This window comes from Thalassotalea sediminis, from assembly GCF_030295915.1.
GTDB classification, from domain to species: Bacteria; Pseudomonadota; Gammaproteobacteria; order Enterobacterales; family Alteromonadaceae; genus Thalassotalea_C; species Thalassotalea_C sediminis.
In genome coordinates this window covers 1,944,272-1,968,444 of the sequence record NZ_AP027361.1, presented here as the reverse complement: position 1 = coordinate 1,968,444, position 24,173 = coordinate 1,944,272, and the positions used below count along the sequence as shown (strand labels likewise).

23 protein-coding genes are annotated in these 24,173 nt (G+C 38.0%); 5 read left to right on the top strand and 18 right to left on the bottom strand.

Features of this window, described 5'->3' with window-relative positions; all coding sequences use genetic code 11:
- The first annotated feature begins 9 nt into the window (after nt 1-9).
- Nucleotides 10-729, top strand: coding sequence for a dipeptidase PepE (gene pepE, locus QUE09_RS09015; RefSeq protein WP_286232438.1), 720 nt, complete (start codon nt 10-12; stop codon nt 727-729).
- 42 nt (nt 730-771) lie between these two features.
- Here pepE and bioD read toward each other — a convergent pair whose 3' ends face one another.
- The 4 genes from bioD to bioB are packed head-to-tail and all read right to left on the bottom strand — an operon-like array spanning nt 772 to nt 4,449.
- Nucleotides 772-1,437: a dethiobiotin synthase gene (bioD, locus tag QUE09_RS09010; RefSeq protein WP_286232435.1), complete on the bottom strand. Its 666-nt coding sequence runs from the start codon at nt 1,435-1,437 to the stop codon at nt 772-774.
- Between the two features lies 1 nt (nt 1,438).
- The gene (bioC, locus tag QUE09_RS09005) at nt 1,439-2,224 is read right to left on the bottom strand and encodes a malonyl-ACP O-methyltransferase BioC (RefSeq protein ID WP_286232434.1); all 786 of its coding nucleotides are present in this window, start codon (nt 2,222-2,224) and stop codon (nt 1,439-1,441) included.
- Nucleotides 2,217-3,368 carry an aminotransferase class I/II-fold pyridoxal phosphate-dependent enzyme gene (locus tag QUE09_RS09000; RefSeq protein WP_286232431.1) on the bottom strand — a complete coding sequence of 384 codons (1,152 nt, stop codon included), beginning with the start codon at nt 3,366-3,368 and terminating at the stop codon, nt 2,217-2,219. The genes bioC and QUE09_RS09000 overlap by 8 nt, the downstream gene beginning before the upstream one ends.
- Nucleotides 3,369-3,372: 4 nt before the next feature.
- Nucleotides 3,373-4,449, bottom strand: coding sequence for a biotin synthase BioB (bioB, locus tag QUE09_RS08995; RefSeq protein ID WP_286235910.1), 1,077 nt, complete (start codon nt 4,447-4,449; stop codon nt 3,373-3,375).
- Nucleotides 4,450-4,550: 101 nt separating this feature from the next.
- Between bioB and bioA the strand changes: the two genes are divergently transcribed.
- Complete coding sequence (gene bioA / locus QUE09_RS08990) at nt 4,551-5,852, top strand: adenosylmethionine--8-amino-7-oxononanoate transaminase (protein ID WP_286232430.1); 1,302 nt, start codon at nt 4,551-4,553, stop codon at nt 5,850-5,852.
- On the opposite strand, the gene QUE09_RS08985 is transcribed toward bioA, so the two are convergent.
- Nucleotides 5,842-6,210 (bottom strand): hypothetical protein, encoded by a 369-nt coding sequence (locus QUE09_RS08985; RefSeq protein WP_286232429.1) that lies wholly within the window; start codon nt 6,208-6,210, stop codon nt 5,842-5,844. The genes bioA and QUE09_RS08985 overlap by 11 nt on opposite strands.
- Nucleotides 6,211-6,354: 144 nt before the next feature.
- Between QUE09_RS08985 and asnS the strand changes: the two genes are divergently transcribed.
- Nucleotides 6,355-7,755, top strand: coding sequence for an asparagine--tRNA ligase (gene asnS / locus QUE09_RS08980; protein ID WP_286232427.1), 1,401 nt, complete (start codon nt 6,355-6,357; stop codon nt 7,753-7,755).
- A 223-nt stretch (nt 7,756-7,978) separates the two neighbouring features.
- Here asnS and QUE09_RS08975 read toward each other — a convergent pair whose 3' ends face one another.
- Nucleotides 7,979-8,533 (bottom strand): nitroreductase family protein, encoded by a 555-nt coding sequence (locus QUE09_RS08975; protein WP_286232425.1) that lies wholly within the window; start codon nt 8,531-8,533, stop codon nt 7,979-7,981.
- A 6-nt stretch (nt 8,534-8,539) separates the two neighbouring features.
- Nucleotides 8,540-9,235: an HvfX family Cu-binding RiPP maturation protein gene (locus tag QUE09_RS08970; RefSeq protein ID WP_286232423.1), complete on the bottom strand. Its 696-nt coding sequence runs from the start codon at nt 9,233-9,235 to the stop codon at nt 8,540-8,542.
- Between the two features lie 206 nt (nt 9,236-9,441).
- Between QUE09_RS08970 and sppA the strand changes: the two genes are divergently transcribed.
- Together sppA and ansA are read left to right on the top strand one after the other, a co-directional pair.
- Nucleotides 9,442-11,298 carry a signal peptide peptidase SppA gene (gene sppA, locus QUE09_RS08965; protein WP_286232422.1) on the top strand — a complete coding sequence of 619 codons (1,857 nt, stop codon included), beginning with the start codon at nt 9,442-9,444 and terminating at the stop codon, nt 11,296-11,298.
- Between the two features lie 85 nt (nt 11,299-11,383).
- A complete protein-coding gene (gene ansA, locus QUE09_RS08960) occupies nt 11,384-12,391 on the top strand; it encodes an asparaginase (protein WP_286232420.1) in 1,008 nt (335 codons plus the stop codon).
- Between the two features lie 50 nt (nt 12,392-12,441).
- Here the strand turns inward: ansA and QUE09_RS08955 are convergent, their stop codons facing one another.
- The 11 genes from QUE09_RS08955 to lolA all read right to left on the bottom strand — a co-directional run bounded on the left by QUE09_RS08955 (nt 12,442) and on the right by lolA (nt 24,173).
- Nucleotides 12,442-13,521 carry an ABC transporter substrate-binding protein gene (locus QUE09_RS08955; protein ID WP_286232419.1) on the bottom strand — a complete coding sequence of 360 codons (1,080 nt, stop codon included), beginning with the start codon at nt 13,519-13,521 and terminating at the stop codon, nt 12,442-12,444.
- A 75-nt stretch (nt 13,522-13,596) separates the two neighbouring features.
- Nucleotides 13,597-16,395, bottom strand: a complete 2,799-nt coding sequence (locus QUE09_RS08950) for a DUF349 domain-containing protein (RefSeq protein ID WP_286232417.1) — start codon at nt 16,393-16,395, stop codon at nt 13,597-13,599.
- Nucleotides 16,392-16,703: a YeaC family protein gene (locus tag QUE09_RS08945; protein WP_286232416.1), complete on the bottom strand. Its 312-nt coding sequence runs from the start codon at nt 16,701-16,703 to the stop codon at nt 16,392-16,394. Before QUE09_RS08945 ends, QUE09_RS08950 begins: the two co-directional genes overlap by 4 nt.
- Nucleotides 16,704-16,705: 2 nt before the next feature.
- Entirely contained in the window at nt 16,706-17,035 is a 330-nt protein-coding gene (locus QUE09_RS08940) for a hypothetical protein (RefSeq protein ID WP_286232414.1), read from the bottom strand.
- Between the two features lie 97 nt (nt 17,036-17,132).
- Complete coding sequence (locus QUE09_RS08935) at nt 17,133-18,614, bottom strand: alanine/glycine:cation symporter family protein (RefSeq protein ID WP_286232412.1); 1,482 nt, start codon at nt 18,612-18,614, stop codon at nt 17,133-17,135.
- 40 nt (nt 18,615-18,654) lie between these two features.
- Complete coding sequence (locus QUE09_RS08930) at nt 18,655-19,782, bottom strand: M14 family metallopeptidase (RefSeq protein ID WP_286232409.1); 1,128 nt, start codon at nt 19,780-19,782, stop codon at nt 18,655-18,657.
- A 69-nt stretch (nt 19,783-19,851) separates the two neighbouring features.
- Entirely contained in the window at nt 19,852-20,331 is a 480-nt protein-coding gene (locus QUE09_RS08925) for a peroxiredoxin family protein (RefSeq protein ID WP_286235849.1), read from the bottom strand.
- 157 nt (nt 20,332-20,488) lie between these two features.
- Entirely contained in the window at nt 20,489-21,769 is a 1,281-nt protein-coding gene (gene serS / locus QUE09_RS08920; RefSeq protein WP_286235848.1) for a serine--tRNA ligase, read from the bottom strand.
- Between the two features lie 20 nt (nt 21,770-21,789).
- Complete coding sequence (gene crcB / locus QUE09_RS08915) at nt 21,790-22,191, bottom strand: fluoride efflux transporter CrcB (protein ID WP_286235847.1); 402 nt, start codon at nt 22,189-22,191, stop codon at nt 21,790-21,792.
- Nucleotides 22,175-23,524, bottom strand: coding sequence for a replication-associated recombination protein A (locus tag QUE09_RS08910; protein WP_286235846.1), 1,350 nt, complete (start codon nt 23,522-23,524; stop codon nt 22,175-22,177). Before QUE09_RS08910 ends, crcB begins: the two co-directional genes overlap by 17 nt.
- Nucleotides 23,511-24,173, bottom strand: a complete 663-nt coding sequence (gene lolA / locus QUE09_RS08905) for an outer membrane lipoprotein periplasmic chaperone LolA (RefSeq protein ID WP_286235845.1) — start codon at nt 24,171-24,173, stop codon at nt 23,511-23,513. Before lolA ends, QUE09_RS08910 begins: the two co-directional genes overlap by 14 nt.

The window sequence follows — 24,173 nt, the reverse complement described above, 5'->3', positions numbered from 1 at the left end:
ATTTTTAACATGAATAAAAGAAACCTACTTTTGTTAAGTAGTTCAAAAGTGGCCAATACGCCCTATTTAAGTCATGCCTTGCCAATGATTAAACAACAACTAAAAGAGACAACCAGCGTTATTTTTGTCCCATATGCCGGCGTAGGATTCACATATCAAGCGTACACAGAGAAAGTTAATCAAGCTTTATTACCTTTGAACATACAGGCAAAAAGTCTTGACCAATTTAGTGATAAAAAATCGGCTATTCTCAATACAGATGCAATTATCGTTGGTGGTGGAAATACTTTTACACTTTTAGATAAGCTATATCATTACGACTTAATTGACACGATAAAATATGCAATAAACGAAAATGCTGTGAAGTATATTGGTTGGAGTGCTGGTGCTAATATTGCTGGTTCAAGCATTAAAACAACGAATGATATGCCGATCGTACAACCTCCTAGTTTTAAAGCACTAGGGTTAGTTAATTGCCAACTTAATCCGCATTATAGTGAATATATACCACCAGGGTTTAATGGTGAAACAAGAGAACAACGATTAAATGAGTTTATGGTAGTTGCTCCTGAAACATTGGTGATAGGACTCGTCGAAGGTTCTGCACTAAAAGTTATTGGTAATAAGTACCAGTATCTTTCATCTGAAGGTATTGAGGAACCAATGTATCTATTTAAAGGTGGCGTTAAACAGAAAGTGACGAATATTCCTGAAGCGGAAATTATTTAAATATCATTAACTGAAAAAATTTCAAGCCTTGTTTTAACGGGGCTAAAGAGTCGATAAATCAAGGCATTGAGCGACCTTTTCAATGCTGCTTTCATTGTGTATCACGCCTAATAGTGGCATTGAAAACAGCGAGAAAAGTTCGTTAAGGTTATCTTCTAAATAAGGCATTGGTTGTTGAACATTTGCAACCCACCCTACACATTTAATGCCATCACGTTTTATCGCTTCATAGGTCAGTATTGCGTGGTTTAAGCAACCTAACTTCATATTAACAATCAAAATTACACTTTGATCTGTTTGCTTGACAAAATCGGATAAGAAAGCGCCTTTCCCCAACGGTAAACGCCACCCTCCTGCACCCTCGGTTAAGGTTATATCTGCTCGTGCAGAACACATTTCATTGTAAGCGTTGCTAATTTCAATCAATGAAATAGTTTTGTTTAATTGTTGTGCTGCAATATGTGGCGCAATAGGCTCTTCAAAGGCTATTGGGTTTACTTGGCTTAACGATTGGTTTGCATTGCTTTGCGCCAATAATTTAGCTGCATCTTCGTTTATCAGATGACCATTTACTCTTTCACAACCGGCAGAAATAGGCTTAAAAACTTGTACTTTTTTACCTGCTTTAGTCAGCTTATGTACTATTGCGCAGCCGATATGCGTTTTACCAGCATCTGTATCTGTTGCAGTTATAAATATCTTTTTCATTTTATCCATTTAATTTTACTACCATGCCTGAAAAAACGCGATAAGTTGCAGGATAAACGCCATCAGCATCTACAAATGCTTTATAAGCAGCCATCATTTGTTGCCATTTATCTTTACCTGCAAGCCCTCGGTTTAGTTTTTCTGGCACATGATTAGCGCCTAACCCTTTTAATTCTTTAGCTAAATGCATGACATTTTCATATTCTAATACAATAGGCTGCTCGTTAAATTCTAACAGTTTACTGTTATCTAAACTGCAGGCGTGCTTCAACTGTGCAGTAGTTTTGAAGTCAATTACATGCCTGTCATTATCTACTTGTTGCCAAGACGATTTTAGTTCATGCAACGTTCCATCTACGAGTGTTGAAAAAATAAATAAACCACCGGGTTTTAAAACTCGAAGTACTTCTTGAACAACATCTTCTAAAGCGTCACACCATTGGATCATTAAATTAGAATATACTAAGTCAACTGATTCTGTAGCGAGAGGTAAGTGATAAGCGTCTGCCTCTAGCCAAGAAATCATGTTATTTCTATTACTACTTGCAAATGAAAGCATGTTAGAAGAAATGTCTAGCCCAATGATTTTTTGATATCGGCCCGCTAATATATCGGTAAAAAATCCTGTACCGCAGCCCAAATCTAAAACAGTTAAGTCATGTCTATTCGGTAACCAAGTCATTAATTGTTTACCACTGAAACGCTGTAATCTTGCAGAAATATCGTAAGATTTACTTGCTAACCCAAATGACTTGGCAATATTAATGCGTTTACTTAAATCAACCATTATTTAATAGGACCTTATTGATACAATCTGCTAAGTGTTTGATATCACTTTCTTTATGGGATGCTGTTATGGTTACGCGTAACCTTGAAGTGTCCTTAGGAACAGTTGGCGGACGAATAGCCGTTAACCAAATCCCTTGCTGTTTGAGTTCTTCTGCACAACTTAAAGCCTTTTGTTCTTTACCAACAATAATGGCATGAATAGATGACGTTGAAGGTAACATTAAAATCTGTGGTGCTAATGATGCAGTAAAGAGTTGGCTTAAGTGTGCAATTTTTTCTCTTCGCCAACTTTCTTGTTGGGCTATTTCAATACTTTTAGCTGTAGCCCAAGCTATTGCGGGAGACATTGCCGTTGAATAAATATAGTGACGAGCAACGTTTACCAAATAGTCATAAGTTGTATTGTTACATGCCAATAGCGCACCACTCGTCGCTAATGCCTTACCAAAAGTTGCCATTACGAAATCAATATTTTGATTGGCGCTGCTACTACCTTGCCCTTCTTTTCCTGTTACACCAATACTATGAGCGTCATCGATATAAAGCATTGCTTGATGCTGCTGTGCAATAATTGCGAGTTGTTCAACATCAGCACTATCGCCATCCATACTAAATACACCTTCAGAAACGATCAGGTGATCTTCTAGTTCAGAAGATGAGATCAAGGTAGCAAGTTGTTGATAGTTATTATGCAAAAAACGTCTTACTCGGCCTTTATCAGACAAAGCACCATCGATAAGTGAAGCATGAGAAAGTTTATCAAGCCATAAACTAACGTTTGGTTTCGAAAATGCGTTCAATGTAGCAAAGTTCGCAGAGAAACCACTATTAAATAAAAGGCACCGTTCTTTGTTTAACCACTGACAAATAACATTTTCAAGATGTTGATGGGCATAGTTATAACCCGTAATTAAACTTGATGCGCTCGCACAAGTGCCATATTTTTCTGCCCCTAATGCGAGTGCTTTATTAATTTCTGGGTGGTGATTAAGCCCTAAATAATCATTCGATGAAAAATTTAGGTATTTTTTACTATCATGTTGTAGAAAACGTGCATTTTGTTGTTCAATTAGCGATCTTTGACGATACAAATGCTTGTTTTTTTGCCCGTCAAGATGCTGCTTAATGAAACCAAAAGACATTTAGTTATTTCGCAGCATTGTAGAACATGTCTTCATTTTGCTGTTCAGCAACTTTTGCTTGTAATACCTGCTGTTCGACCTCTTCATCAACATTGTTTGCGACAGTTTCAGTATTAATACCAAGTTTGTTAAACAAAGCGATGTCAGCATTTGATTCAGGATTACCCGCAGTTAATAACTTGCAACCATAAAATATTGAGTTTGCGCCTGCTAAAAAGCACAACGATTGCATTTGTTCATTCATCGCATCGCGACCTGCAGATAGTCTGACATGACTATGTGGCATCATAATGCGTGCAACAGCAATACAGCGAATAAAATCAAAATCATCAAGATCTGCAACGTCTGCTAAAGGTGTACCGTCAATTTTAACTAACATGTTAATTGGCACACTTTCTGGTTGTGGTGATAAATTTGCCAGCTGCGCTAACAATGAAGAGCGATCTGTCGCTTTTTCACCTAACCCTACTATGCCGCCACTACATACCTTCATGCCTGCTGCGCGTACATTGCCAAGCGTATCAAGGCGATCTTGATAACTGCGCGTGGTAATAATTTGGTTATAGTGTTCAGGTGAAGTATCTAAGTTATGATTATAATAATCTAACCCTGCTTCTTGGAGTTCAGTTGCTTGGTCTGAAGATAACATACCTAAGGTCATACATGTTTCCATGCCTAACTTTTTCACTCCTTTAACCATTTCAACGACATAGGGCATATCTCTTTCTTTTGGATTACGCCAAGCAGCGCCCATACAAAATCGTGTTGAACCTTGCGCTTTAGCCTGTTTTGCAGCTTCAAGCACTTTTTCAACTTCCATTAGTTTTTCTTTTTCGATGTCTGTTTTATATCGTGCGCTTTGAGAACAATATTTACAGTCTTCTGGGCAAGCTCCGGTTTTTATTGATAACAAAGTGCTTACTTGTACTTCGTTAGCATTAAAATGTTGCCTATGAATACTTTGCGCATAAAACATCAAGTCATTAAAAGGTAACTTAAATAATGCATTTACCTCGTCATTTGACCAGTTGTGCCTAAGTTGCCCTAATTCGAAATTTAGTGCTGAATTCGCTTGTACCATGAATATTGCCTGCTGTTGAGTGTTTGCAACCATAATTGAATACGGGTAGTCTATGCACCATCGACGACTTGTCAACAACTTCTCGCAAACAAAGTTTACAAATGACCAATAAGTATACAGATATAATCAATTTTGATAAAAATCACGTTTGGCACCCCTACACTTCAATGAGTAATCCTTTACCTTCTTATGTAGTTGATACGGCGGAAGGTGTGCATATTAATTTAAAGTCAGGCGAAAAACTGATTGATGGCATGTCATCATGGTGGTCGGTACTTCATGGTTACAATCGACCGGAATTAAACAATGCAATAACGTCGCAATTATCTAAAGTAGCACACGTTATGTTTGGTGGCTTTACTCATGAACCTGCTGTAGAGCTTGTGCGTAAATTAGTATCACTTTCACCTGAAGGGTTAGATAAAGTATTTATCTCTGACAGCGGCTCTGTTTCTGTTGAAGTTGCGATGAAAATGGCTATTCAATATTGGCAAAGTAAGGGCCAAGCAAATAAGCATAAGATGATGACGGTAAGAAATGGCTATCATGGCGATACTTTTGCTGCGATGTCAGTTTGTGATCCCGTCACCGGCATGCACCAAATATTTGACAATGTATTAATGAAAAATATTTTTGCGCCAGCCCCATCAATTATGTTTGATGAACTTTGGCACGAACGTGAAATGGAGCCGTTAACCGCACTTTTTGCTGAACATCATCAGGAACTAGCAGCCTTTATTATCGAGCCCATCGTGCAAGGAACTGGTGGCATGCGTTTCTATCACCCAAATTATATTAAGTCAGTAAGAGCGTTATGTGACCAATATAATGTGTTATTTATTGCTGATGAAATTGCGACCGGCTTAGGTCGTACAGGAAAGCTTTTCGCTTGTGAATGGGCGGAGATATCACCTGATATTATGTGCTTAGGTAAAACTCTTACGGGGGGATATTTATCTTTAGCTGCTACGTTATGTTCCACAGAAATTGCAGAAACAATTAGTAATGGTGAAGCAAGTTGCTTCATGCATGGCCCAACTTTTATGGGTAATCCACTCGCTTGTAGTGTCGCTAACGCAAGTATTGATTTACTACTACAAAACGATTGGCAATCACAGGTTAAGCAGATAGAAACCTGGTTTAAACAACATTTAATTCAATTAGCTGAGCATGATAGAGTTAATAATATACGTGTTTTGGGGTCAATTGCAGTTGTAGAAACACATCAAGCAGTCAATGTAGCTACTATTCAGAAACACTTTGTTGAGCAAGGGGTATGGATCAGACCATTTGGTAAATTGATATACATGATGCCACCACTTGTGATCTCAGAAGCACAAATAACAGCACTAATAAAGGCTATAGCAACCGCTTTACCGCATGATGATTATTTTATTGAGTAAGCTGAAAAACGATATATAACGTCCACGCAATTGAAACGATAAATAATAACAATATATTGAAACGTGTATTATCGGATTTACGTCGACTTCGAAATTTATGAATAATAAGTGTGATGTAGCTGAGTAACGCACTTACCCATAACAGCAAATATAGGTAACCCGTCAGTGGCGTTAGCCAGAATTTTCGTACCGCAATACCATGATAACGTAACACACCAAATTCACTATCAGGCGCAGCGTAATATGAAACAACAAGCGCTATAATAAAAATAGCCCATGCGACAATTGTTAGTAGCCGAACGATTTTTAGCCAAATATCGGTGTGGGCTCGGCGTTCTTGACCTGAAAATCCACTCATCTGCGAATTATTTCCTAATATCTCATTATTATTGCGATAAAATCGTGCTCTGATGTAAGTTTTACTTGTGAAACCTATTGATCACGGTAACATATCAGCCCTTAATTTAAGAACAAGTTTTTACGCATACAAGAGGTTTGATAAATGTCAGTTATCGCTATTTCTGATGTATTAGCAGGTAAGTACCCTGTTGATAAAGAAATTTCTGTGCATGGTTGGATACGCACTAGACGCGATTCGAAAGCAGGAATTTCATTTTTAGCCATCCACGATGGTTCATGTTTCGACACTATTCAGGCAATAGCGCCAAATAATCTAGATAATTATCAAGATGAAATACTAAAGTTAACGGCGGGTGCAGCGGTTAAAGTAACAGGTATTTTAGTAGAATCTCCTGGACAAGGTCAGTCTTTTGAAATTCAGGCGACGCAGGTCGACGTTTTAGGTCTTGTAGACGATCCTGATACTTATCCAATGGCGGCTAAACGTCATTCCATAGAGTTTTTACGCGAGCATGCACATTTGCGCCCTCGCACAAATATCGGTGGCGCAGTTACCCGTGTACGTAACTCATTAGCTCAAGCTATTCATCGTTTTCTCCATGAAAAAGGCTACATGTGGATCAGCACGCCTTTAATCACAGGAAGTGACTGTGAAGGTGCTGGTGAAATGTTTCGTGTTAGTACACTTGATATGGAAAACTTACCAAGAACGGATAAAGGCGATATCGATTACACTGAAGATTTTTTTGGCAAAGAGACATTTTTAACAGTTTCTGGTCAGTTAAATGTAGAAACATACTGTTGTGCCCTATCTAAAGTATATACATTTGGTCCTACTTTTCGTGCAGAAAATTCAAATACGAGTCGCCATTTAGCAGAGTTTTGGATGGTTGAACCAGAAATTGCTTTCGCAAATTTGGCAGATGCAGCCACGCTTGCAGAAGAAATGTTAAAATATGTGTTTAAAGCACTATTAGAAGAACGCGCTGATGATATGGCGTTCTTCCAACAACGTGTCGACAAAACGGTTATCGATCGATTGAACTCAGTGATTAACAAAGATTTTGTTCGAATGGATTACACTGATGCCATTGAAATATTGCAAAACTGTGGTAAGAAGTTCGAAAACCCTGTTTCTTGGGGCGTTGATTTAAACTCGGAACACGAGCGCTACTTAGCTGAAGAACACGTTGGTGGCCCTGTTGTACTACAGAATTACCCGAAAGATATTAAATCATTTTACATGCGTTTAAATGATGACGGTAAAACAGTTGCTGCGATGGATGTATTAGCACCTGGTATTGGTGAAATAATTGGCGGAAGCCAGCGTGAAGAACGTTTAGATATTTTAGATAAACGTATGGCCGAAATGGACTTAGATCCTGCTGATTACAGTTGGTACAGAGATTTACGTAGATACGGTACCGTGCCTCATTCAGGTTTTGGTCTTGGTTTTGAACGCTTAGTTGCTTACGCAACCGGTATGCAAAATGTTAGAGATGTAATACCATTTCCACGTACGCCAAAAAACGCTGCGTACTAGCAATTTATATCGCCCTAAAATAGGTTGATGTTTTTAAAGCCAGTTTTTAAACTGGCTTTTTTGTGTTTACTTGATTGTTGAGTATTAACGCAGCTATCGGTAATAGCCATTAATTCAAATACTTCTGATAGTGAAAAATACCAACCACCAGATAATTACGATTATTAAAAGTTCATGCCATTTTCGAATTCTTCATGTTTAGCTAAACGCCATTATAAACAACTTAACTTGCGATAATAGAGACCCGATCATCGAAATAACGCTCAGGCTTCAACGGCATTGCTTTTGCTTTTGTTCCAATGTAAAGAAAGCCTGCAATATCATTATGTGGTGCTATATTGAGTAATGTTTTTACATCATCATTAAATGCTAAATCTCCTGTGCGCCACATGGCACCGTAACCCAATGAGAATGCAGCCATTTGCATTGCGTGTACCACACACCCAGCGGTAATTAATTGTTCTTTTTCAGGGACTTTATCATGGGACTTATAGTCGGTACTTACGACAATTACCATAGGTGCTCTAAACGGCATTTTTGCTGCTTTGTCGATTTTACTCTGATCGGCGTTTTGTTTAGATACTGCGCTTACATATGCAGTACTCAGCTTTTTTAACCCTTCTTCTTTATATACAGCAATATGGTATGGTTTTAATGCAGCATGATCTGGTACTCTCATACCCGCAGTTAATATAGCTTTCAAGTCAGGTTCTGAAGGTAATGGCTCGATTAATAAAGGATCTGATTGTCTTGTTAATAGCAACTCTACTGCATTCATAAATTTTTATTTCATTTCTAGCTTTGGTTTTAGCCAGTAAGTATAAAGGTAATGGTCGACACTAGTAAATCTTCCGCCACCAATAAATAGCAATGCTAATAGCATAATAAAGTACGTTGCTGCTATTTCGATACCGTTATTCATAACGCCTATATTACCTTTTTCAAATAGCCAGTCAGTATTACCATTTTCTTCTAACAGTTCTCGCATCTTATTAAGCCTTACGTACACTTGATCGCTATTTTCTAAGCTCTCTTTTGCGTGATCAAATCCAAGCCAGTCTGCCACATTTGCTGTACTCACATTTGAATTACTCGGCGCTACAGCATACCAGCCATGCTCTAAATGTACTGTCGTTGCAGCAACAATCATGGTAAACATTAATGGAATGCTAATGAGTCGCGTCATTAAACCAATCAGTAACATCCAACCACCAATAAATTCTGTCCATGCCGCTACGTTAGCGAGTATTTCTGGAAAAGGTAAACCCAGACCCCATTCGGTATTGCCAAACCAGCTAACGACGTTTTCACTCGCGAATAAAGCGTTTAAACCTACTATATCTGGATCAGATAAATTTAGTTTACTGTACCCAGCAATAATCATAATTGGGGCCAAAAATAACCGCAGCAGCAACGCAGGAAACCCACTAAACCAAGGTAGTTTACTCACTAATTGATGGTAACATTTGATTAAATTCATAACGCTCATTTATAAAGTTGATATGAAATAAAGAACGTCATATCAGTAAAAAGCTTTCATTTACATGACAATTACGCACGGATAAGCCGAAATTATCGCCGTAAGTGGCACTATTATAAAAATTATTTACAATTTCCCCTACTTAATCAGTACATATTCTTATAGCATATATATAGCTATTGCATTTAAAAAAGATTGAAGGATTTATGAGCGACCATCACCCAAGTGCTATTGTCCGTATAAGCAAAAGTTTATTTCAATTGCTTAACGTTTCTAGAAAAATTATCGTAAATATTGTTTTTTTCATTGTATTGTTTGCAATTATTATTGCGCTATCAAATGATGAAACCGAAATTATCGTCCCCAATAAAGCCGCGTTAGTGTTGAATATTGAGGGTGAAGTTGTCGAACAAAAACACGACATCAACCCATTTGATGCTTTTTTAAATGAAGCGATGGATCAGCCAGATGAAAGGCCAGAAGTTTTATTACAAGATATTTTAGATGTCATCTCAACCGCCAAAACAGATGATCGTATTCAGGTCATTGTTTTAAAGTTAGAGAATATGACTCGTGCTAGCATCACTAAGGCAAAAATTATTGCTAAGTACCTTCAAGACTTTAAAAGTACTGGTAAACAGGTCATTGCAATCGGTGATCAATTCACACAAGACCAATATTATCTAGCGAGTTATGCGGATGAAATTTGGATGAATCCAAATGGTTGGATGCTCCTAGACGGTTATGGCCGTTATCAAATGTATTTTAAATCGGCGTTTGAAAAGCTCGCGATTTCGCAACATATTTTTCGCGTAGGAACCTATAAATCAGCGGTAGAACCTTTTCTACGTGACGATATGTCTGAAGAAGCTAAAGAAGCAAATCGTTTATGGCTTAATGAACTTTGGATGCAATACAAAACCGATGTTGCGAGACAGCGCGAATTTAGTATTGATAACTTTGATGAATCAATTGACGTTTTATTAGATAAACTAGAAAAAGCTGATGGCAAGGTAGCGCACTATGCACTTAATAATCATTGGGTAGATCAGTTAAAAACGCGCAATGAGATGCGACAAGCGCTTATAAAAATAGTTGGCAAAAAATCTCGACAGAGCTATAGCCAAATAGGATTTAAACAATATTTACGTGCCACCTCACCCATCGTCCCTTTTGAAAGTGATGCTGATAAAGTCGCGATTATCGTTGCTAAAGGCACGATACTAGATGGTCAACAAGCGCCAGGGAATATTGGTGGTGATACGCTGGTAAAATATTTACAGCAGGCAAGAAATAATCATCAGGTTAAAGCGGTCGTCCTACGTGTTGATAGCCCCGGTGGCAGTGCTTACGCATCAGATATTATTCGACATGAAATTGATTTACTTAAAAAGGCTGGTAAAACAGTTGTTGCCTCAATGGGCACTTATGCTGCTTCTGGTGGTTATTGGATTTCAGCACCAGCAGATATCATTGTTGCTTCGCCAACAACAATAACAGGGTCTATTGGTATCTTTGGTTTATTTATGACCTTTGAAAAATCACTTGAAAAATTAGGTGTATATACTGATGGAATTGGTACAACTGACCTAGCAGGATTGAGTGTTACTCGCCCTATCAGTGATAAATTAGCAAAAATTTTCCAACTAGGTATAGAGCGAGGTTATCAAGACTTCATAGAATTGGTAGCAAAACATAGAAATATGACACCACAAGAGGTTGATAAAATAGCACAAGGCCGAGTATGGTCAGGCATTCAAGCACAACAACTTGGTTTAGTTGATGAGCTAGGTGATTTAGATGACGCTATCGCTATTGCTGCGGAGCATGCTAACTTAAGCCACTTTGACACAATATTGATTGAAAAGGTTAAATCGCCAGAGGATCTTTTCTGGCAAAATGTATTTGGTCAAGCGACTGCATTTATGCCAACACAGACGACCTACAAGCCGGATGTTGTAGATCAACTTTTACATAATTTAAAAGCTGAATTAAACACCGTTTATCAATTGAATGATCCGCAAGGTATTTATGCTAAATGCCTAGCCTGTGAACTGAATTAGCTTATATAATTAAACCATAATTCTCATAAAGCCCCATGAATACCATATTTAAGGGGCTTTTATTTTTAGCGTGCCTCTTATTAACATGAAGAAAAAAATTTATATAGCCTACACTGGCGGTACCATAGGTATGAAAACAAGTGAACATGGCTACATTCCTGCCAAAGGTCATCTCATTGACTCAATCCAGAATATGCCAGAGTTTTATCGTGATGAGATGCCTGAATTTACATTAAAGGAATATGCACCTTTAATAGATTCATCAAATATGACGCCTAGCGATTGGCAACGTATCGCTGATGATATAGCAGATAATTATCACACTTATGACGGTTTTGTTGTACTGCATGGCACGGATACAATGGCGTATACTAGCTCTGCATTGTCATTTATGTTTGAAGACTTATCTAAACCTGTCATTGTAACAGGATCGCAAATTCCATTTAGTCAGTTGCGTTCAGATGGTCAGGTAAATTTATTAAACTCACTCTATATTGCTGCAAACTATCCAATTAATGAAGTAGGTTTATTTTTTAATAATCGACTTTATCGTGGAAATAGAGCCATTAAAGCCTATGCAGATGGCTTTAACGCGTTTGATTCACCTAATATGGAACCTCTTCTCGAAGCAGGTATAAATATCAAAGTACTATCAGGTAAGATTGCGAATACTTTTGATGATAAACTCACAATGTCACGTATAACGCCGCAACCAGTTGGTGTCGTTCATTTATACCCTGGGATCAGTCATGAGTTGATTGCTAATGTAATCAAACAACCGGTTAAAGCACTCATTGTTCGAAGTTATGGTGTAGGTAATGCACCACAAGATGAAAAGTTACTTGCCCTACTTTCTGACGCAAATGATCAAGGCATTATTATTGTGAACTGTAGCCAATGTATTAAAGGTAAGGTAAACATGGAAGGTTATGCGACGGGTACTGCTTTAAGCAGATGTGGTGTGATCAGTGGGCAAGATATGACATTAGAAGCAACACTCACCAAATTGCACTATTTATTAAGCCAATCATTGAGTATCACGGAGGTAAAACGATTATTCGTGCAAAACCTGCGAGGGGAATTGACCGACTAGCTTTTGTAACACCTCAGTACTATTAAATGCGCGTGCTGAGGTGAAGCTTATTACTCTAGTGCAGTTAACATTTGCCCAAAAGAAAAGTCGTATTGTGCTTGTTTAGTGTATGTTCTAGAAAACCTTTTAAAATCAATTTTTTGCCAATCAACTTTGGAGGCTAAACGTTTATATTTGTGAATGTTTTCATGAGTTATCGCTTCTAAATCATATGTTTTCCCCATATCACCACCATTAAAAATTTTAATGCCTTGGGTATGATCATAAAGCTTAACTAAAGCCCAAGCTGTTTGCATAAAATGTCCTCCTACACTTACCGCTAAACCACCTTTTTCAACTTCCTTTATGCCTTCTACTGTCCAATCTATCCCGCCAATTTGCATGCTTTGATTCAAGTCTCTATATTCACTTTTAACGGAATCTAGTACACCTAATGCCATGCCATCTGAAGCGGCCCAAGCAACGTCAATTTGACCAAACCTCGCATTCAAACTAAAGATAATATTACGACTGCGCTCTCTACTCCAAATTGCAGGGACAATTTGCTCTAAAGAAACTTCTTTATCTGCTGCTATCGCCTGTTTTAAGCCAGTGTTTCTTTCTGAAGACTCTCCACTAAAACTACCTGCTATACCTACCGCCACTAAATGTTTATTTTCCGGTTGCTTTTTCTTAGCAGCTTTAATCAGTTCGTTAGCGAGTAGCCTGCCAGCATAAATATTGTCATGAAAGACTTCTCCTAGCCAATATTTAAACCTTTGTTGAGGAAAACCGATAAGCGCTTGCTCGTTTTTTTGTAATGTTCGTTCAATAGTGATGAAGGGAATATTTGCTGACTCTAATAGCTCGAAGGTTGCAACGGCATTGCCATCATATGGCATAAAAATAACAAAGTCTGGTTTTTTCTGCGCAGCAATTACTTTTTGCATGGCCTCTAAATGATAAACTCTATTATCTTTTCCATAAACAATATTGAGATTAATAGATAAGTCTTCAGCAGCTGCTTTAGCAACTGCTGTTACACGATCCCAAAAAGGTGTGCCGGGTATTGAGGGGTTTACAAAAACAACATCTAAAGCATAACTGCTTAAATGGACAATCGATAAACTAATAGCTAAAAATAATTTCATGCTAATTCTCCCCCCTCTGCAATTTAACTATAGCAGCTAAATTTTACAGAATAGAAGAATTAGCACGATTTAACATTAAGCGACAAAAGCCGATTTGATACGAGCAAGCAGCGCGCAATCTTCTATCGCTAGATTTCCTTGTTCTAACCATTCATTGAATACTTGTTCAATATTTAACGATGCTTTAGTCGTCATCTGTGTTTGCATTAATGCCACTTGAATGGCGAGTCGCTGCTCAGCATCTGTATCTGGCGATGGTAACTCAGCCAAAATTTCAATAGCGATAGTCTTTTCAACACGGGCAAGTGCATTGCGTGTCTTTGAAGATACGCATGCCGCAACCTGCTTTTGCCAACGTTTTGGCAATGCGAACATTTTATCTTCACTGAACTCAGCGCCTTTGGCTAATTCGGTTAAAAGCTCAAACAAGTTTTCCCATTGCTGTTGTCGTTGTACATTGTTAATTTTAATAATGTTCGCTTGTAATGATGACAGCTGTTTATCAATCTTAGCAACGATGGTTTTTGGCAAATCTTTTTGAACTTCAATTTGTTGACGCAGTGCATTTAATTGATTAATACTTTGTTTTACCGCGACTAAATCATCAGTGTTTAATTCATTTAATATGGTATTAATCTGTTGTTCAAATTGAGCACTTTGCTCTTGGAGTTGTTGCTCTTTCTTTGCCGTTACTTCCGCTCTATTTGCAAAGATTTCATCGTTTATCGTTCTAAAGCGCTGCCATAATTTATTTTCCATTGCATTACCGCAAAAACCGATTTTTTTCCACGCTTCTTGTAATGCTATCGCTTCTTTTGCAGCATGAACGCTATCTTCGCTCGCCAACAATAAATTCGCTTTTTCAATAATGCTGCGTTTTGCTGCACCATTTTCTTCATACTGCACACCGAGTTGCTTCTTTAACGGAGCCAATGTATTTTTAAACGTTTGTGCAAGAGGACGATATTTGTCGCGTTCTACTTCACACGCTTGACGCCATTTTTGTTCAAGTTTACGTAATGAAGAGGCAATATGGCTTTCTATTGGCTGGTTATCATCACTTTCTTCCACTAAACGCTTTGCTTGCTCGACTAGTTCAATGCGAAGGTTATAGTTTTCAGCTCTCAGAGCCTCTTGCTCAGCAAAGTACTGTCTACATGGCGCAAATGCTTTTTCACAAAAGATATTGAACTGATTATTTAAATCTGACTCTAGTTCATCTTCGGCATGGCCTAAACGATTCCATTGTTGCCGATACTCTTTAACTTTGTCTGCTTGGCTTTTTGGGTTGTCTAGTGGTTTTTCAGCAAGTTGTTCCATTTTACATAACAACGCTTGTTTTTTAGGCGTGGAAACATAATGTTCCCAATCATTTAATTCATCAAGTTGTTGTTCTATGCTGTCATATAACTTAACTAAACGTGCTTGTTGTTCAGGTAAAAGCTGTTCAAATGTTTGTTTCGCGCCTTTAAATACACCAAAGGCGGTATTGTACTTGCCGTCAGTAATTAATCTTTTAGTGTCATTTAATTTACGCTGAGTATCTTTAAAGTCGTTAGCTCGTTGTTTTTTAAACGGCGCCATTGATTGTTGCCAGCGATTATTAATTTCAACATACGCTTCTTTTATTGACGCTGGAATATAGTGATTGGCTATTTTTTCACATTGCTGCCATTTTTCTTGCCAAACCTTAAATTGTGGTGCCAAATCATCATGTTGCGCGAGTGTTTCAGGTAAACTTTTTTGCGCAAAAGACGTAACTATTTGGGTGGCTTGCGCATTGGCGTCAATAATTTCTGGAATGAGTGGTAAGGTACTTTTGATTCGGCTTACACTTTTTAGCAACGTATCCTGTACGTTCTTTTTTAAGTTTGTCTGAAGCAATAGTGCTTCTATGTTTTTAATTTCTGTTGTTAACGCTTCAGTGTGTTCCGTTGATTCGTTAAGGATCAAGTGATGTAATTGCTGTTCGAGTTTGCTGATCTGCTCTTCAATGTTTCTCTGCTGAGCTTTACGTTCTTCTGCTAATTGTGCTTGTATTTTTTGTTGTTGATATGCTTCCGCATTTGCTGCTTGGGCCCGTTCAACTTGTTCAGTAATGTCTTGATATTTTGCAAGCAAAGTATCTTTCTGTTGGCTTGATAAACATGAAAAACTTTCCAATTGTTTGCGCCATTGTTCAACATACTGTTGTTGTTTATCTAAATAACCTTGGTAACTTTTTTCTTCTTTTAGTGCTAGATATTTTGCAAGGAGTAATTGTGCTGCCTTTTCAACTTTAATCGGCTTCTCTAATTGTTCGTTAATGGTATTAATTAGAGTCTGAATGTGTTGTTCAATTTCATCATTACACGCGAATTTGCTTAACTTTTCTAACTGTTCTTTTGAAAGTGAATCAGTTAACAAACCACGTTGTACATCTCGATGAGGATGTTTTTTAAAAGTGTTTAACAGTAATTGCGGTTTATCTATACGATTGAATAGGGATAATACCAACGCTGGTTCTACTTCATGTTTTAACCATTGCTCTAATAACCCTTTTGTTAAACGTTCATCATTTATAAGGTTCTGTTTTTCAGCCGTTGTTAAAGAAAACGAGCTGTTATTTATTAACTGTTGCTCAAGTTGCTCCGATGCAAATTTACGTATTTTATTTTGATCGTTACTGTGTGCCGCTGCGATATATATTTCAAGATCATTTAATTTCAATAAAGCGGCTCGCCGCACTAGTTCACTCGCATCTTGTGTAACGAGAGATTGTAGAATACTTCGTTGTTTTTGATCTTCTACGGATAAGTCATTTGCTATCGCTTTGATACGTATATTTGCATCTTTGTGTTGCCAGTTTTCTTTAAAAAATCGGTCAAATATCATTGTGTTTTAAACCTAGCTATTTCTAACTCATTCTTATCGCATGCCGCTATATTTTCGGGTGAACTGCCAGTAAATTCTTCTTTTAATTGACGTTTAGTTTTACTCACTATTTCACCATCTGCACCAACAGATAGCATCTCTTGTGAGTTTAGATGTTTTGCTTGGTATGCCATTGATAGTTGCAGAGCAGACTCTCTCTGTGCGCTATCTACTGGCGTACCCTCAGGCCATTTACCTGTTTCAGCAGCATATTGAAGTCTCTCGTACATTTCAAAAGACATGTTTTCAACAAGTTGTAATATATCCATGGCTATTTATTTCTTCTTTTTAACAAAATTAACTGAATGCGTGTTGTTATGTACATAAAGAAGCCTACGATAATAGCGCTGACTGATGCATAATATTCTACGGTACCTGGTTGAACATTTTGCCAGTAAAAGTATAAAAATCCGCCACAAAAAATTAACATAGCAATAAATGAAAATGTCATTATTCTTTGCGATTTATTAATAATATTTACCTTTTTAATACTTGCCAGTTTATCTTCATCTACGTTAACAAGATCAAGCTCACAATATTGACAGCTTTTCGCTTTATCAGAAATTTTTTTATTGCACTGTGGGCAGTTGATTACAGCCATTTTCTACTCCCTAATTATCGTCGTTGGTATTCTACAAAAAAACGCCTCGAAAGGCGTTTTTTATTTTACAAATATTACTGAATTTTTCGTCAATAGTTTACTTATTTCTTTTTTCCCAAAAATCAGCATTTTTAATGTCGAGTGCTTTAGGATCAAAGGTAAACTTCTCAACACCTTGCTTTTGCTGTCTTTCGTAATCTCTCAGTGCCTTTATTGCTGGCTTAGACATAAAGAAGATAATAATAATACCTAAAATGTTTAACCACGCCATCAGGCCAACACCAATATCACCCATTCCCCAAGCAGCGCTTGGCTCTGCAACCGTACCATAAAATACTGCGCCCATGATCACAACTTTTAATAGAAAACGCATTGCAGGCATTTTTATTGTTCGGTTGATGTAGGACACGTTATTTTCAGCGATAAAGTAATACGCTAATACTGTTGTAAAGGCGAAGAAGAACAAGGCTAAAGCAATAAATGGTTTACCAACACCTTGAAGTACACTATCTACAGCCAGTTGAGTAAAACCTGGACCATTAATAACAACATCGGCTGCAACGTTTTGCACGATAAAGGTTGAACTTCCCTCTGGCATTACATTGTACTGCTGCGTGATCAAAATCATGAAGGCTGTTGCTGAACATACAAATAATGTATCTATATAAACCGAAAATGCCTGTACTAAGCCTTGTTGTGCCGGATGATCCACTTCGGCCGCTGCAGCAGCATGAGGGCCTGTACCTTGTCCAGCTTCATTTGAATAAACGCCACGTTTAACGCCCCAACCTATCGCCGCACCAAAGCCGGCCATTGGCGTAAACGCATCTGAAATAATGCTCATAAATATAGACGGTAGCATGTCAATGTTTAACGCGATAATTGAACAAGCAATTAAGATGTATGCTAACGCCATAAATGGCACAACAATTTGTGTAAAACTCGCAATACGTTTTACACCACCGAAGATAATAAAACCAAGCATAAGTACAATAAATACTGCCGCATATACTTTAGTTAACGGTAGTTCTCCCATAAATGAATTTACCGTACCTCCTTGCCCAAACACATTGACGAGTGCATCACCAATGCCATTTGATTGAACAACAGGGAGTAATAAACCACAGGCTACTATTGTTGCAATAGCAAAGATCCAGGCATACCATTTTTGACCCATTGCTTTTTCAAAATAGTACGCAGGACCACCACGGTATACGCCGTTCTCTTCTTCTTTGTAAATTTGAGCACTGGTTGACTCAATGTAGGCAGTTGCAGCACCTAAAAATGCCACAACCCACATCCAAAACACAGCACCAGGTCCACCAAAGCCAATAGCCGCAGCAACCCCTGCAATATTACCCGTTCCAACTCTTCCTGACAGAGATACAGCTAATGCTTGAAATGATGAAATACCTTTTTCCGAACTTTTTCCTGACATTAACAAGCGCCACATTTCTCTAAAATGACGTACTTGGGCAAAACGTGTTAACAATGAAAAGAAAATACCTGCACCTAAACACAAATAGATGAGATATGGGCTCCAAATATAACTATTGAGCGTGTTTACAAACTGTTCCACTACAAACTCCTGAAATTATTATAATTATTTTTTATTATATTTATCTTAAATCATCTACAAGATGATAGATAGCGGTTAATACATCGCGACCTAAATTACGACTACGGTTGTCTGACCAACCAACATCAACATCAGGTAGTAGTAAATTATCTTTAAAAGGCATTTCCAAGGTATAAGCTAGACAGTTAAATTGTTCACCGACCCAATTTGAACCAACAGTTAAGTTCGCTTGGCCAGGCGCATCTTTATCGTATCCTTTATCATCTTGAAACTCTGGAGTAATGGCTAATAAAATGTTTTTGAATGCGTTTTCTAGTGCTTCTAAACGCTTATCATAAGAAGGGATCCCTTCACAACCAGCAACAAAGTTAAAAGGTAGCGCTTCATCGCCGTGGATGTCGAGATGCATATCAACACCGGTTGAAAGCATTTTCTCTCTCACTAAATAAACTTCTGGGCTTTGCTCCATCGTTGGGTTTTCCCACTCACGATTTAAATTTACACCCGCAGCATTAGTTCTTAAGTGGCCTCTTACAGAACCATCAGGGTTCATGTTAGGCACCAAATAAAACACCGCACTGTTTAATAAGCTTACTGCCGTACCATCGTCTACATCTAATAATCTATCGATGAAACCTTCCATAAACCACTCTGCCATGGTTTCGCCAGGGTGTTGACGGGCGGTTAACCAAATAACAGGTTTACCTTCGACCTCTTCCCCTACTTTCAGAACGCTAATGTCTCGACCATCTAAAGTCTGGCCAAGTACTTGTAGTTGGCAAGATTCACTAAGTTGCGCGTTATGCAGTAAAGACAGGTGTCTCTCATAACTGTATGGTGCAAAATAGGCAAAATAAGTGCTATCACACTCTGGCGTAAACGTTATGGTAAGGTTCTGACCATCAAAAGACGTAGGTACTCGAAACCAATGCTCACGATCATAAGAGGCAACCGCTTGGTAATTTTGCCAACCTTCAACATAAGCCGCTTGACCGGCATTTGTTATATGAAAAACATGCTCAGTATGTTCGTTATTATGAACATTAAAGTGAAACCATTGGTAAAAGTCTGAATTATTATCTTTTTTTATCGCCAATTTAATATCTTGAGTATTTGAGGCGTCAATAACGTCAATGTTACCGCTATCGAATTGTGAGGATATATGCATTGTTCGAATTAGCTATTTTTGATTTTATGAAACTATAAGTGTACACAATCAAGCGTAAGATCAGAAGAATTAAAGTGATCTAAAATAAAGTCCGATTTCTGTTGAATATCCCATTGATTTAGCAATGACTGTATTTTGTTCATTTACAATGTAATAACTCGGATATCCGAGTACTTGATAAGCTTTCTTTACCGCCTCATTTCCGTAGGCAACAGGAAAAGTGAGTTGATGACGACTCATAAAGTCATCAACTTCGTTTGTTTCCATATAGTCTAGTGCTACAGCGATAACATCTATATTTTGATTTTTCTCGTATATGGCTTGTAAGTTACCAATACTTGCATGACAAATACTGCACCAAGGTGCGAAAAAATAGATAATTGTTTTCTTCGTCGGCGTAAGTGAAATGTCACTCCCCATGGTTGTCGGCAAGGTAAATTCTTTTGCCGCCATAGAAGTGTCAGTTGAAAGCATATCAATTTGTTTAAAATAAGATAACAACTGAAAAATAAGAAAAAATACAATTATTTGTATAGCAATGCTTTTCAAAAATTACTCCAATTAAATCAGTTTTACGCTTGAGTAGACCTTGTATGCAATAAGATAATTTCCTTTAAATGACAGCTATTACAATCAAAAAGGGGTCAGGTACATTAAATAAACTGTACCTAACCCCTTTTATAGAAACTAAATTGGTAACGAACACTTAGCCGATTTTCGTTGCACCTTTCATATAAGGGCGCAATACTTCTGGTATTTCAATGCTACCATCTTCTTGTTGGTAATTTTCTAATACCGCAACCAAGGTACGACCAACGGCCAGTCCTGAACCATTTAGTGAGTGTAATAGTTCTGGTTTATTCGTTTCGGCATTACGAAAACGTGCCTGCATTCTTCGTGCTTGGAAATCACCCATATTTGAACATGATGAAATTTCACGGTAAGTATTCTGTGCTGGTAACCATACTTCAATATCAAAGGTTTTAGTTGCGCTAAAGCCTATATCACCAGTGCACAATACGACTGTGCGATATGGCAATTCAAGTTTCTCAAGGATTAGTTCAGCGTGACGTGTTAACTGATTTAATGCTTCCATTGATTCGGCAGGCTTAACCAGTTGAACCATCTCAACCTTGTCAAATTGATGTTGACGAATTAAACCTCGAATATCACGACCTGAAGAGCCCGCTTCGCTACGAAAACATGGCGTATGCGCACACATTTTTATCGGTAATACATCTTCATCGACAATTTCGTCACGTACTAAATTCGTTAATGGCACTTCTGCCGTTGGGATTAACGAAAACTGTCTTGACGCCAAGTCTGTATGAAATAAATCCGCGCCAAATTTAGGTAGTTGCCCTGTGCCATAAAGCGAATCGTGATTCACTAAATAAGGTACATACATTTCTTCATAACCGTGCTCTTCGGTATGTACGTCGATCATAAATTGTGCAAGTGCACGATGTAACTTAGCGATATTACCGCGCATAACAGCAAAACGAGTGCCTGCAAGCTTTGCTCCACTCTCAAAATCTAGACCTTTATCAAGCGCTGTTGCAAGATCTACGTGATCTTTAACGTCAAAATCAAAAGATTTCGGTGTTCCCCACTTTCTAACTTCTACATTGTCGTCTTCACTGCTACCTGATGGCACAGATTCGTCGGTTAAATTTGGTATCGCAGAAGCAATATCATTTAGTTTTGCAAGCACTTGGTCTTGCTCTTGTTTCGCTGCTTCCAACTCATCACCAAGTTTACCAACTTCAGCTAATAATGGCTGAATGTCTTCACCACGAGCCTTAGCTTGGCCTATTGACTTTGAACGGGAGTTGCGTTGACTTTGTAATTCTTGGGTTTTTACTTGTATTGCTTTACGTTGTTCTTCTAATTCGGTTAGTAAAGCGGTATCTAAAGTAAAGCCACGTTTTGCTAATAAAGCAGCCGTTGCTTCTATGTCTGTTCTTAAATATTTTGCATCAAGCATTTTTCATTCACGTCTAAAGTTTATTTGTGTATAAGAGTAACTAAATACATACCCAAGCCAGCAGCAAAAATACATAAGCTTACATTGAGTAGTACATTGATTATCGCTTTCATTATTTCGCCTTGTTGCATTAAGAGCAAGGTATCAAGCGAAAATGTTGAAAATGTTGTGAAGGCACCTAAAAATCCAATGCCGATAAGTGTACGATAAACACTTACCTCAATAACACCTTGTTCTATTAAACCGTACAAAGTACCCATAATCAACGAGCCGGAAATATTAACCGCCAACGTAGCAAAAGGGAATCCCTTTCCTAACCAATTTAAGATTAATTGCGAAAGAAAAAACCGTAAACTGGCTCCCGCAGCGCCACCAAATGCTACGAGTGCATATAAGGTAACTTGATTAATAGCGCTGTTCATCTGATTGCCCGTTGAGTTGTTGTAAAAAATTTAACTTTTCTTTTAGCTGTTTTTCCAAACCACGATCTGTTGGCTGATAAAAGCACGTTTGACTGAGCTCTGGCGGAAAGTAATTTTCACCTGCAGCAAAGGCATTTGGTTCATTGTGAGCATAACGATATGCTTCGCCATGGCCGAGTTCTTTGGTTATATTACTGGTAGCATTTTTTAAGTGTAACGGTACATCTAAAGCACTCGTCTCTTTGGCAACACTGAGCGCTTGTTTAAAAGCAGCATAAACGGCATTACTTTTAGGCGCTAGTGCCATATACACAGCGGCTTGAGCTATCGCCCTTTCGCCTTCTGCTGGACCTACACGTTGAAAAGTATCCCAAGCATTAATCGCTAGTTGCATCGCTCGAGGATCGGCATTACCTATGTCCTCACTGGCAATTGCTAGTAATCTACGGGCAACATAAAGTGCATCACCACCACCGATTAAAATTCGAGCGTACCAATATAAAGCAGCATCAGGGTCTGATCCTCTCACTGATTTATGAAAGGCACTAATCAAATCATAAAAGGCATCACCGCCTTTATCATACAAGGCAATTTTATTGCCTGCGACTTGCTTGATGGTTTCAAGTGTAATTTCAACTTTGCTTGTTGTATCAATTAAATCTATACAATTTTCAAGCAAGTTTAAAAGTCTTCGTGCGTCACCGTCTGCAAGCAAAACTAATTGTTTTTCAGCTCCATTAACAAACGTTACTGTTAATGTTTTTGTAGTTAAAAGGTGTGATACAGCTCTTTGCAATACTTGGTAAAGTTCGCTTTCAGATAGTTTTTTTAAGCTATATACGCGAGCACGAGAAAGTATGGCTTTATTCAGTTCGAACGCTGGATTTTCAGTCGTTGCACCAATGAATATAATGGTCCCGTCTTCAATAAAAGGCAAAAATGCATCTTGTTGACTCTTATTAAATCGATGTACTTCATCTACAAATAATATCGTACGTTTTTGCTGATGAATAGCACGTGCCTTTGCATCGTCAATAGCCTGTCTAATTTCTTTAATACCGCTGGTTACTGCCGAAACTCTTGCAATATCTGCGTTAGCATGACTGGCGATTATTTCCGCCAGAGTTGTTTTACCAGTTCCAGGTGGCCCCCAAAAGATCAGTGAGTGGCATTTACCTTGTTTAATGGCAACATTTAACGGCATACCTTCTGCTAAAATATGTTGCTGACCAACGTAGTCCCCTAACGACGTAGGGCGTAATTGGGCTGCTAGTGGCAGGAATTCAGGATTTTCATCGAAGCCAAGTGCAAGCTCACCATTAGCGTTGGTCATCTAAATAAACACCTTCGGGTACAGTAAAAATAAATAAATTAGGATTAATATCTTTCTGGTGTTCGACATCCGTCAAGAAAATATCACTGGTTTGCCCTGTTACATCAACAATCGTAAATTGTTTTATTTCTACGGTGTCTTGTTCAAAGATAATTGCAAGCGACTTTACTTGAGCATTTTCGTCAAGAGACATCAGTGAAAAATGTTGCTCTGATTGTTTAGTAACCTGATATTTATGCCAAAGGTTTTCATCGTTACTTGTTAACAGCAATATCGGGGTATTAGCAATTGAACTCGCTAAGCTGTATGCCGTTGCTTGTTCAATAAAGGGATCAAATAACCACAGCGTTTCACCGTCTGACACAATTAGTGATTCTTCAGGTTGTGTTGTTTGCCAATATACTAAATTAGGTTTCTGTACTGCTAATGTACCACGAGAGCGTTGTAATTCAGTACCTGACTCATCAGTAACAAGCTGTTCAAAATTAGCCGAAAACTTTTCAAGTTTTTCTAGCCTTGCTTTAAGAAGCTGTTTATCAGACGTAATTTGCGTATTTTTATTTTCGCCGAGCGTTTGGCTTGCGATAATAGGAGAAACATTACCCAAAGTAGCGGCGATTGCTACCGTTAATAATAATGGGAACTTCAT